The organism is Pseudomonas sp. CM27 (assembly GCF_013179515.1).
GTDB lineage: Bacteria > Pseudomonadota > Gammaproteobacteria > Pseudomonadales > Pseudomonadaceae > Aquipseudomonas.
Genome location: NZ_JABMCN010000218.1, coordinates 1 through 10,462 on the forward strand (window position 1 = coordinate 1; position 10,462 = coordinate 10,462).

Consider the following 10,462-nt stretch of genomic DNA (forward strand, 5'->3'; position numbering starts at 1 on the left):
AGCGCGATGGACAGCAGCAGGCCCGACGCAGCCGCCGGGGCAAAACGCAGCCTGGCGCGCGGCGGCCGGGCGGTCAGTGCATCAGCGGGTGATCGCCGCCGCACGTGCACCAGGCGAACAGCCAATGAAGTCAGGGTCGCACACACCATCAGGCTCACGCCGGGCCATAGTAGCCATTCCACCAGCGCGGCAAACTGTGGGCCGCTGGCGTTCGGGCCCAGCACCACCCAGGCATGCTCGATCAGCCACGGCGCCAGCCCGCCCCACGCCAGTGCGGCGCCCAACAGCAGCGTCAGGCCCACGCGAATGCCGATGATGCCGCCAAAGCCGATCAGCAACAACGAAGGATCGAGCGTGAAGGTCAGGCGCTCCAGCCCAGGTGTGGGTGACCAGCGCGGTATCGCCCAGGCGAAGCTGTCGATCCATTTCACCAGCCCGGACAACAGCGCGGCACTGCACAGTACCTTGATCCGGGTTATTGCTTCCTGCCCGTGCTGGTAGATCTGCTGCAGCGTTTCCAGGGTCGCCATGCCTTCGGGGAACTTCAGGTCAGGGTCGTTGAGCAGGGCAGGGCGCAGGTACCAGGCGATCCAGATGCCCAGAAAACTCACCGAGAACACCCAGGCCATCATCGGCACCGGGTCCAGCTGCTGGCCGGTGAGCAGTGTGTAGGCAGGGATCGGCGCCACCAGCCCGCCGGAAACGATCGAGGCGGCGGCGGATGCCACGGTCTGGTTGATGTTGCTTTCGTGCAACGTCCACGGGGGGCGCTGATTTCTGCGCCCTGCCAGGCCTTGCCACAAGGCGAAACCGATCAGCAAGGCGATGATCGACATGTTGAATGACCAGCCGATCTTCAGCCCGACGTACACGTTTGAGGGGGTGAGCAAGATGCCCAGCATCGCGCCAGTGAGCACCGCCCTCAGGCTCAGCTCACGTTCGACGCGGAGCTCGGGGAGGGCAGTGGGGCGAGCAGGGGTCATGGCAATCCTTTGTGGCTGTCGCAGGGGCGTGAACAACTGAACGCCTGCAGCTACGAAGGTTCATTGCCGCTTAGGCAGTGACTGGCCTTGGCCGAGGATGGTGCAAGAGAAACGTTGATTCCTTTTCGGGTTAGGTATACGTTACATCCAACTTAAATTGTCACGTAAATGGAACATGGATTACTCGCTGATTACCACCCGGCTGGGCGAACAGTTGCGCAACCGGCGGCTGAATCGCGGGCTGACGCAAGCCAGGCTCGCAGCGTTGGCTGGCATCACCCGGCAAAAGGTCATTGCCATCGAGAAAGGGGACCTGACGGTAGGCATGACAGCCTATGCGCGGGTAGTCGGAGCCCTGGATTGCGAGTTTGCCTTGGTGCCCGCTGCCATGCCTACGCTGGATGAAATAGAGGGAGTATTCAGCTGATGATGACCACCTTGCGTGTGGCAACCCCTGAAGGCGAGAGCGGCAGGATTATCAATGCTGGGGGCGACTACCTGTTCCGCTACCGTGAGGATGCGCGGGCGTCTGCAGCGATCAGTATGCTCATGCCTGCGCGCCTGGAAGAATACCGTCACCGAGAGCTGCACCCGATCTTCCAGATGAACCTTCCTGAGGGTTATGTGCTGGAGCAGCTGCGCAATCGGCTGGCCAAAGTGGTGAATGTCGATCCCATGCTTTTGCTGGCGCTGTCTGGCAGCAGCTCGCCAATCGGGCGGGTTGCAGTGAGTTCCGATCAAGCCGATGCGCTGCTGCACCGCCAGCAGTTTCCGGGAGAAAAGCTGGATGAGATTCTGGCCTGGGACGGAGCAGAGGACATTTTCGCCGCCTTGGTCGACCGTTACATCTTGCGCGCCGGGATATCTGGCGTTCAGCCCAAAGTACTGGTGCCGGAGCAGCACGACACCGCGCCGCAGCGTTCTACCTCTAAAACCTCGGACTTGATCATCAAGAGCGGCCGGGACGAGTTTCCCGGTTTGGCGATCAATGAATACTTGTGTATGTCGGTGGCTAAAAAGTCAGGAATCGCGGTACCGGAGTTCTATCTCTCGGAGAATGCCAAACTCTTCGTCATGCGCCGCTTTGACCGGGATGAGCACCTAGACCCTATCGGTTTTGAGGACATGGCTGCATTGATGGGGCTGGCTGCCGAGCAGAAATACAGCAAGAGCTATTCAGCTATCGCCAAGGCCATACGGCTTTTCTGCCCGCCCAACGCAGTGCAAAGCTCGTTGGCGCAGTTGTTCGCGATGGTTAGCCTGAGTTGCATTGTCGGAAACGGCGATGCACACCTGAAGAACTTTGGTCTGTTGTATTCCGACCCCACCCAGCGCAATGCACACTTGGCCCCGGCCTACGATATCGTCAACACCACGGCCTACATTCCTGATGACGTATTGGCGCTGGATCTGGTCGGCAACAAATCATTGCTCGCTTCACGCCAGGGGCTGCTGGAGTTTGCCAGAGCGTGTGATGTGGTCAGGCCAGAAGATGTCATACGTGAACAGTTGCAAGCATTGGAGCAGGTGCTTGACGGTTCGGCCGAGCTTTGCGAGCGCGCCCCTCGGGTAGCCGCTGCGATCCGGCAGTGTGCTGAACCTTTCATGCGGACGTTCGGTTAGGCCGCAAGCCTGAAGGGGGTGTGGCGATTAAGGCTAATGGGGCTGCTACGCAGCCCATCGCCGGCGAGCCAGCTCCCACCCCGACCGCTTAGAATTCAAGCCATGCGCGGTACTTGTGGGAGCCTGGCTTGCCGTGGCGACGAACCGCGCCGATGGGCCGCAAAGCGGCCCCAATTGCTTGACTGGCTGGCATTCACCGGAGCCCCAGCTATTGGCGCCACCGGTCGTACCCAAGGCACTCCCGCTCGCCATGTTCCCTCTTAATCAGGTGAACCCCACCGCGCCATAGCAGGAGAACGCCCATGGCAATCGATCAGAACGGCCCAGACGCCCCCTACCCAGGCCCAGCAGAAAATACGCCCGACACCGGCGCGGCCCACGGCTCTGGCCTTGAACAAAGCGAGTCCGAGCCCAAGCAGGGCGTCGGTGAATCCTGGTCCGAGAAACGCCCGGTAGACTGGGACCCGCCTCCCGGCAACCCTGGCTCGGACCAGGACAGCCAGCTCGAGCGGGATAACGGCAGCGCAAGAACCAAAGACGAGCAAAGCGCAGGCGCTGAAGGAGAAGTGCCGTTACCTTCAGACGATGACGGCCCCATAGAAGAGGAAATGAAGGACGTCGAAGCCAATAATTCGGTGTCCGCCGAGCATCCTCAATCTCGCTGAGGATATTGCCACGACAGGCCAGGCGCTGCCCGAGCGGCGGCGCCTGCTGAACTCCCTTTTGTGCAAGGTTTACGTCACCTGTCAGGCCCGTCGCAACGCAGTGGCAAGCCCGACCGTCAGCACCACGGCACATACCATCGCCAGGCTGATGGTGACGGCGATGCCCCATGTTTCCAGCAACCCTGCCAGCACCAGGTAAAACGCGATCACCCCTACCGCCCCGATCGCATTGCCACGCACCATTGCCGCCATCCCCGCTCGGCCGCTTTGTACATGGGCGAACACCACCAGCGGCCAGGCGATCACCGGGATCGGCGCCAGCATCCCGCTGGTTGCCGGGCCCAGCCAGCTGGCCAGGCCGGTAGTCGCCATCAGCAGCGCGGTGGCCGAAACCATGCGCAGGGGGATCTCCCAGTACCGATGCCGAGGGCGGGCCAATGTGTCCGGCCTGGGCTCGCGTCCGCTGGCGCGTATCAGCACGCCGATCAGCAACAGCGCCATGGCAATCGACAGGTACAGATTGCCCCAATGGGTAAACGCATAGGCGGCCAGCCCATAGAACAGCATCGCCAGCAGCACTGCCGTGGCGATGCCCAGCCGGCGCGTGGCCAGCAGGTAGAAGGCGTAGGTCGCCTGCACCGCCGCCAGGCCGCCCAGCGCGCCGGGTATGGCGCCCATGCCGAAGGCCGTGCCCTGTTCAAGGCACAGGAAGGTCATCACCAGCGCCGAGGTGATCGGCAGCCCGGACAGTAGCCCGCCCAGCAGGCCACCCCAGCGCCGCGAGGCGAGGGAGATGGCCCACATCAGCACGGGCGTGACGATGAGTTTCAGGTAGAACAAGGTCATTGCAGGGCTATCCAGCTTTGCAGAATGAAGCGGCGCCATGCTGGGTGCCGTCGAATGCGAAGGAGGTCGTCTGGTAGATCGGCACGGCCACCGCCCGGGTGGTCGGGTCGGGGCTGAAGCCCGCGTGGATGGCGAGAGTTTCCAGCTGCATGCGATCGTTCCTTGAGCGTGGGTGGAAGCGTTCAAGCATGCGGCGGCGGGTTGGAACAGGTCAAGGTGGGCCTGACTGTCTGTAGCAGCGGTGGCGCACGCCGACTGTAAAGATACGCAAAGTTTCCGCGGGCCATCACACCTCCACTCTGGAATCCGCCTGCCTGACCGGCCAACGGCTGGCAGCCGGGCGGTGGTCATGGTGGTGGCCACGGCGGTGGCGGTGGCGTTGGCTTTGGCGGCCATCAGGGCGGCCGCCCTCGTTGAGTTGGCCCCGCGATGGAACGCACTGCCTCGGCCGGGCTGCAACAGTGCACCCGGCGCGAGCGCATTCACCAGGCGATACGCTCGCCATCCCAGCCCCGGAAGCTGCCACTGTCCGCCGGCCCAAACCGCCCCACCTGCTCGATCACACATTGTGCAGCAAACGCTGGCTCAAACAGCTTTCCTTCCGGCACGTTGGCTTGAAAGGGCTTGGACAGCTCGGTATCGGTAGTGCCCGGATGCAACGCCAGCACCGTGGCTGCAGGGTTCAAACGCTTCAATTCGATACTCGCCGTGTGCAGCAGCTGGTTGAGCGCTGCCTTGCTTGCGCGGTAGCTGTACCAGCCACCCAGACGATTGTCGCTGATCGAACCCACTCTGGCCGAAAGCGCCACAAACGTGGCGGGCTGTTTGCGTAGCAACGGCAGCAGGTGTTTGAGCAGCAGGATCGGCGCGAATGCGTTGGTGGCAAAGCTGGCCTGCAGGCCGGATAGCTCCAGTTGCGCCAGCGACTTTTCAGCCTTGGCGCCGTCCTGATGCAGTATGCCGAGGGTGCTGACGACCAGGTGAAGGTGCGGGCAGGTGGTGCCTGTTTCGGTGGCAAGCCTCGCAAGTGCCGCTTCGTCCAGTGCGTTGCAATCTATCAGCGCCAGCCGCTCGCCATGTTCGCTGGCCAGTGCCACGAGTGCGGGGGCGGTGCGGGCATGCCGGGCCACTGCCCACAGCCTGCCTACGTCGTCTCGCGCCAGCAATGCTTCGCACAGCGTCAGGCCTATGCCACGGCTTGCGCCGCACACCAGCACACTGGCTTTGCCAGTCAGACCCGGGATCAGGCTCATGGGGTTCCCCGCACAGATAGATTGAGAGGTTTGTGGCTAAGTAGACTGTATCCCATGGCCGGATGCCAGTCAGTCAAGGCTAATGGGGCTGCTGCGCAGCCCATCGCCGGCAAGCCAGCTCCCACCCAGACCGCATCCCTTTCAAGCCATGCGCCGCACTTGTGGGAGCCTGGCTTGCCGGCGATGGGCCGCAAAGCGGCCCTGGTTGCTCAATTGACGGCAGCCTCCCATGGCCCGTTATTCCTTCGCGGGCCATCCACTGCTATCCAGCGGCACCACCATTACGCTTGCGATATTCCGCCGGCGTCACCCCCATGTGTTTCACAAATGCCCGCCGCAACGTATCCGCATTGGCAAACCCGCACAACGCCGCCACCTGCTTGGGCGCCTCCCGCCCAGCCTCCAGCCGTATCCGCGCCGCATTCACCCGTGCCAGCTCCACCCAGGCCGCCGGCGTCATGCCCACGTCGCTCTGAAACACCCGCGCAAAATGCCTTGGGCTCAGCCCGACCCGCGCAGCCAGGCTGGCCACCCCATGGTCCAGCGCCGGGTTGGCAGCCACGTAACGCTGCAGGCCCTGCAACGCCGAACGCCCAACCGGTGAGGTCGCGCCTTGTCGGCTGAACTGCAACTGCCCGCCCGGCCGCTTGAAGTACATCACCAGGTGCCCAGCCACCTGCTTGGCAATGTCCCGCCCAAGGTCCTCTTCGACCAAGGCCAGTGCCAGGTCCAGCCCGGCGGTCACCCCGGCAGCAGTACGCAGTTTGCCGTCATGCACCTGGATGGCATCGGCATCCACCTGCACTCGCGGGTAGCGCTCGGCCAGCGGCTGGGCTACGGCCCAGTGGGTAGTGACGCGCCTGTCGTCCAGCAACCCCGCAGCCGCCAGGGCAAATGCCCCCGTGCACACCGAGCCGTAGCGGCGGCAAGCGCTTGCGCGGTGGCGCAGCCAGTCGAGAATGCCGGGGCGCAAGTATTGGTCGGCAGCTTGCGGCGTGCCGGCAACCAGTAGTGTGTCGATGGCCTGCAGGTCTTCGCCGATCCAGCCGTCGGCGACCAGGCGCGTCCCGGACGAGCTCACCAGCGGCCCCGGTTCGCAAGCCAGCAACAGCAGGCGATAGACATCGCGGCCGGCCTGGCGGTTGGCCTCGGCGAAGACGTCGAGCGGGCCGCAGGCGTCCAGCAGTTGCACGCCGGGCATGGCCAGGATGGCGATGGTGATAGGGGGCATGATCACTCCGGGCGTTTCGCTGCAAGTCCGTAATCCATCGACAATGGCAGGATCCGGCGCTTAAAGTCAATTGAGGACATTGGTGTTCAACCTCAGACTGAGCCTGTCATCAACCCACCAGGAGCGAACATGTCCTCATCCATCGCCGGTATCCAGCTGCCCGACAGCGCCATGGCCCGGGAAATTACCGAACTCGTCCGTGACACGGCTTCCCCATTGCTGTTCCACCACTCCAGCCGGGTGTTCTATTTCGCCGCCCTTGCCGGGCAGCGGCTGGGGCTGCGCTACGACAGCGAACTGCTGTACGCAGGCTGCATGTTCCATGACATGGGCCTGACCCATCAGCACAGCAGCGATTGTTGCCGCTTTGAAGTGGATGGTGCGAATGTGGCGCGCGACTTCCTTCAGCGCCATGGCGTGGACGAGCGCGATGTCGAGCGCGTGTGGACAGCGATCGCGTTGCATACCACGCCGGGCATTGCGGAGCATATGCATCCGTTGATTGCGCTGGTGACCGCCGGGGTGGAGACCGATGTGCTGGGGTTGCACCATGAAGGGCTGGGTGTCGTCGCGCGGGATGCGGTGGTGCAGGCGCATCCGCGTGGCGAGCAGTTCAAGGAGGCGATCATCCAGGCGTTCTACAACGGTATTCGTCATAAGCCGCAGACCACGTTCGGCAATGTGAAGGCGGATGTGATCGCCGACAAGGACCCGGCATTCCGGCCCGGCAATTTCTGCAGCGTCATTCGCCAGTCTTGCTGGGCCAGTTGAATTTCTGCCCAGGAGCGCGGTGACCGAGGCCGGTGGCGGCTTGGTGGATCCGTTGCGAGCCGTACACCGTGGTACATGGCACCGGCTGCGCCGGTGTTCGCGGGTGAACCCGCTCCCACAAGTACGGCGCATGGCTTGAATTCGATGCGGTCGGGGTGGGAGCTGGCTTGCCGGCGATGGGCTGCGCAGCAGCCCCATCATCCTTGACTGACTGGCATTCGGCTAACGCCTCACTCCTGGTAAATCTTCGTCAACAAGCGCAACAGCTGCCCCCGTTCCTCATCATCCAGCGCCGCAGTCGCCTCGCGGTCGCTGTCGCTGGCGATCTGCTTGAGCTCCTTGAGCAACGCTTCGCCTGCCTTGCTTAGAAAAATCCCGTACGAACGTTTGTCCGGCTTGCACCGCACGCGTACGGCCAAGGCGCGTTCTTCCAGCTTGTTCAACAGCGGCACCACCTGGGGCGGCTCGATCGCCAGTGCGCGGGCCAGGTCGGCCTGCATCAGCCCTGGGTTCTGCTCGATCACCGCCAGCGCCGAGAACTGCGCCGGGCGCAGGTCATGGGCCGAAAGCCGGCCGATAAGGTGCTGGAACAGCTTCAACTGCGCGCGGCGCAGGGCGTAACCGAGCAAGTCTTCAAGCACCGCCTCCGCCGGCGTAGCGGGCGTGGCGGCGGTGTCGGTAGTGCGGGCAGACCTTGCCATCGGGGTGCATGCTCCTCGTTCATGGGTAAGAAAGTTACCCAGTTTGCCTGCCTTGTCGCCTGCCGGCTAGGGGAGGGCACGGGAAAATGCCCTTCAGCACGCGCCTCGGAGAAAGATAAATTTCATAATAGTTAATTGACATAACTAATCTGCTCGCTTAGCTTGATGTCACCACCTCGAACAACAAGAGTGCAGAACCATGAGCAAATACGAAGGCCGCTGGGCTACCGTCAAGGTCGAACTGGAATCGGGCATCGCCTGGGTAACCCTCAACCGCCCGGAAAAGCGCAACGCCATGAGCCCCACGCTGAACCGGGAAATGGTCGACGTGCTGGAAACCCTCGAGCAGGACGCCGACGCCGGCGTGCTGGTGCTGACCGGCGCTGGTGAGTCGTGGACCGCAGGCATGGACCTGAAGGAGTACTTCCGCGAGGTGGACGCCGGGCCGGAAATCCTCCAGGAAAAAATCCGCCGCGAGGCCTCGCAGTGGCAATGGAAGCTGCTGCGCATGTATGCCAAACCCACCATCGCCATGGTCAACGGCTGGTGCTTCGGCGGTGGCTTCAGCCCGCTGGTGGCCTGTGACCTGGCCATTTGCGCCGACGAAGCCACTTTCGGCCTGTCGGAAATCAACTGGGGCATCCCGCCGGGCAACCTGGTGAGCAAGGCGATGGCCGATACCGTTGGCCACCGCCAGTCGCTGTACTACATCATGACCGGCAAGACTTTCGGCGGCCCCAAGGCTGCCGAGATGGGCCTGGTGAACGACAGCGTGCCGCTGGCGCAGCTGCGTGACACCACCCGCGAACTGGCGCTGAACCTGCTGGAAAAGAACCCGGTGGTGCTGCGTGCAGCCAAGAATGGTTTCAAGCGTTGCCGCGAACTGACCTGGGAGCAGAACGAAGACTACCTGTACGCCAAGCTCGACCAGTCCCGCTTGCTGGACACCGAAGGCGGGCGCGAGCAGGGCATGAAGCAGTTCCTCGACGACAAAAGCATCAAGCCCGGCCTGCAGGCCTACAAGCGCTGAGTTCAGGCGGGCTGGGCCGTTACCCGGCACAGCCCGCGGATATTCCCGATAAGTACAACAAGAGGAATAAGCATGTTGCAGGTGCCTTTGCTGATCGGCGGGCGGTCGTGCCCCGCCAGCGATGGACGAACCTTCGAACGCCGTAACCCGGTCACCGGCGAGGTGGTCTCGCAGGTGGCCGCGGCCACCTTGGCCGATGCCGATGCAGCGGTTGCCGCTGCCAGCGCGGCCTTCCCGGCCTGGGCTGCCCTGGCGCCCGGCGAGCGGCGCAGGCGCTTGCTGGCGGGGGCCGACCTGTTGCAGGCGCGGGCCGACGAGTTTATTGCGGCGGCCGGCGAAACCGGGGCCATGGCCAACTGGTACGGCTTCAACGTGAAGCTGGCCGCCAACATGCTGCGCGAAGCCGCAGCGATGACCACACAGATCACCGGCGAGGTCATTCCTTCGGATGTACCCGGCAGCTTCGCCATGGCCCTGCGTGCGCCCTGCGGTGTGGTGCTCGGCATCGCCCCGTGGAATGCCCCGGTCATCCTCGCCACCCGTGCGATCGCCATGCCGCTGGCCTGCGGTAACACCGTGGTGCTGAAGGCCTCGGAGCTGAGCCCTGCGGTGCATCGGCTGATCGGCCAGGTGCTGCACGATGCCGGCCTGGGCGATGGCGTGGTCAACGTGATCAGCAATGCCCCGGATGATGCCCCGGCCATCGTCGAGCGACTGATTGCCAACCCGGCCGTGCGCCGCGTCAACTTCACCGGCTCTACCCAGGTCGGGCGGATCGTCGGCGAGCTGGCTGCACGGCACCTCAAACCCGCCTTGCTGGAGCTCGGTGGCAAAGCACCGCTGCTGGTGCTCGACGACGCCGACCTGGATGCCACCGTTGAAGCCGCCGCCTTCGGCGCCTACTTCAATCAGGGGCAGATCTGCATGTCCACCGAGCGGCTGGTGGTGGACAGCCGTGTTGCCGATGCCTTCGTCGACAAGCTGGCGGCGAAGGTTGCCGGGCTGCGCGCCGGTGACCCGCAGGCCAGCACTTCAGTGCTCGGTTCGCTGGTCAGCAGTGCGGCTGGCGAGCGCATCAAGGCGCTGATCGACGATGCCGTGGCCAAAGGCGCGCGCCTGGTGTGCGGCGGCCAGTTGCAGGGCAGCATCCTGCAGCCGACCCTGCTCGACAACGTCGACGCCAGCATGCGCCTGTACCGCGAAGAGTCCTTCGGCCCGGTGGCCGTGGTACTGCGCGCCGAAGGTGACGAGGCTTTGCTGCACTTGGCCAACGACTCCGAGTTCGGCCTGTCGTCGGCCATTTTCAGCCGTGACACCAGCCGCGCGCTGGCCCTGGCGCAACGGGTGGAGTCGGGCATC

The 10,462-nt window shown here is 63.8% G+C and carries 11 protein-coding genes and 1 pseudogene; 6 read left to right on the forward strand and 6 right to left on the reverse strand.

Translation table 11 applies throughout. The features are described from left to right. Nucleotides 1–983, reverse strand: a 983-nt coding sequence (locus HP547_RS22635) for an OPT/YSL family transporter (protein WP_172287481.1), incomplete at its 3' end; no start/stop codon positions are given. A gap of 175 nt (nt 984–1,158) precedes the next feature. On the opposite strand from HP547_RS22635, the gene HP547_RS22640 reads away from it, so the two are divergent. The 3 genes from HP547_RS22640 (at nt 1,159) to HP547_RS22650 (ending at nt 3,271) form a co-directional block, all read left to right on the forward strand. Beyond that, nucleotides 1,159–1,410: a helix-turn-helix transcriptional regulator gene (locus tag HP547_RS22640; protein ID WP_172219159.1), complete on the forward strand. Its 252-nt coding sequence runs from the start codon at nt 1,159–1,161 to the stop codon at nt 1,408–1,410. Continuing rightward, nucleotides 1,410–2,606, forward strand: a complete 1,197-nt coding sequence (locus HP547_RS22645; RefSeq protein WP_172287482.1) for a type II toxin-antitoxin system HipA family toxin — start codon at nt 1,410–1,412, stop codon at nt 2,604–2,606. Before HP547_RS22640 ends, HP547_RS22645 begins: the two co-directional genes overlap by 1 nt. A 302-nt stretch (nt 2,607–2,908) precedes the next feature. Beyond that, nucleotides 2,909–3,271: a hypothetical protein gene (locus HP547_RS22650; protein WP_172233649.1), complete on the forward strand. Its 363-nt coding sequence runs from the start codon at nt 2,909–2,911 to the stop codon at nt 3,269–3,271. An 81-nt stretch (nt 3,272–3,352) separates the two neighbouring features. Here HP547_RS22650 and HP547_RS22655 read toward each other — a convergent pair whose 3' ends face one another. The 4 genes and pseudogenes from HP547_RS22655 to HP547_RS22670 all read right to left on the reverse strand — a co-directional run bounded on the left by HP547_RS22655 (nt 3,353) and on the right by HP547_RS22670 (nt 6,601). After that, the gene (locus HP547_RS22655; RefSeq protein ID WP_172287483.1) at nt 3,353–4,117 is read right to left on the reverse strand and encodes a hypothetical protein; all 765 of its coding nucleotides are present in this window, start codon (nt 4,115–4,117) and stop codon (nt 3,353–3,355) included. A gap of 22 nt (nt 4,118–4,139) precedes the next feature. Next, nucleotides 4,140–4,268: pseudogene (locus HP547_RS22660) on the reverse strand (PLP-dependent transferase); the annotation flags it as partial. Between the two features lie 331 nt (nt 4,269–4,599). Next, entirely contained in the window at nt 4,600–5,370 is a 771-nt protein-coding gene (locus tag HP547_RS22665) for an SDR family NAD(P)-dependent oxidoreductase (protein ID WP_172287484.1), read from the reverse strand. Nucleotides 5,371–5,632: 262 nt separating this feature from the next. Beyond that, nucleotides 5,633–6,601, reverse strand: a complete 969-nt coding sequence (locus HP547_RS22670) for a GlxA family transcriptional regulator (RefSeq protein WP_172231620.1) — start codon at nt 6,599–6,601, stop codon at nt 5,633–5,635. A 129-nt stretch (nt 6,602–6,730) separates the two neighbouring features. Here HP547_RS22670 and HP547_RS22675 point away from each other — a divergent pair, with 129 nt between their 5' ends. Beyond that, nucleotides 6,731–7,372, forward strand: a complete 642-nt coding sequence (locus HP547_RS22675) for an HD domain-containing protein (protein WP_172287485.1) — start codon at nt 6,731–6,733, stop codon at nt 7,370–7,372. 230 nt (nt 7,373–7,602) lie between these two features. On the opposite strand, the gene HP547_RS22680 is transcribed toward HP547_RS22675, so the two are convergent. Then, the gene (locus HP547_RS22680) at nt 7,603–8,073 is read right to left on the reverse strand and encodes a MarR family winged helix-turn-helix transcriptional regulator (RefSeq protein ID WP_172231091.1); all 471 of its coding nucleotides are present in this window, start codon (nt 8,071–8,073) and stop codon (nt 7,603–7,605) included. Between the two features lie 199 nt (nt 8,074–8,272). On the opposite strand from HP547_RS22680, the gene HP547_RS22685 reads away from it, so the two are divergent. Further along, nucleotides 8,273–9,103, forward strand: a complete 831-nt coding sequence (locus tag HP547_RS22685) for a p-hydroxycinnamoyl CoA hydratase/lyase (protein WP_172231088.1) — start codon at nt 8,273–8,275, stop codon at nt 9,101–9,103. Between the two features lie 72 nt (nt 9,104–9,175). After that, a partial coding sequence (locus HP547_RS22690) for an aldehyde dehydrogenase family protein (protein ID WP_172287486.1) occupies nt 9,176–10,462 on the forward strand: 1,287 nt, incomplete at its 3' end.

Bases quoted from the DNA above. Each gene is read 5' to 3' on its own strand.
- HP547_RS22640 (WP_172219159.1), top strand. From the start codon at position 1,159: ATGGATTACTCGCTGATTACCACCCGGCTGGGCGAACAGTTGCGCAAC.
- HP547_RS22645 (WP_172287482.1), top strand. From the start codon at position 1,410: ATGATGACCACCTTGCGTGTGGCAACCCCTGAAGGCGAGAGCGGCAGG.
- HP547_RS22650 (WP_172233649.1), top strand. From the start codon at position 2,909: ATGGCAATCGATCAGAACGGCCCAGACGCCCCCTACCCAGGCCCAGCA.
- HP547_RS22655 (WP_172287483.1), bottom strand. From the start codon at position 4,117: ATGACCTTGTTCTACCTGAAACTCATCGTCACGCCCGTGCTGATGTGG.
- HP547_RS22665 (WP_172287484.1), bottom strand. From the start codon at position 5,370: ATGAGCCTGATCCCGGGTCTGACTGGCAAAGCCAGTGTGCTGGTGTGC.
- HP547_RS22670 (WP_172231620.1), bottom strand. From the start codon at position 6,601: ATGCCCCCTATCACCATCGCCATCCTGGCCATGCCCGGCGTGCAACTG.
- HP547_RS22675 (WP_172287485.1), top strand. From the start codon at position 6,731: ATGTCCTCATCCATCGCCGGTATCCAGCTGCCCGACAGCGCCATGGCC.
- HP547_RS22680 (WP_172231091.1), bottom strand. From the start codon at position 8,073: ATGGCAAGGTCTGCCCGCACTACCGACACCGCCGCCACGCCCGCTACG.
- HP547_RS22685 (WP_172231088.1), top strand. From the start codon at position 8,273: ATGAGCAAATACGAAGGCCGCTGGGCTACCGTCAAGGTCGAACTGGAA.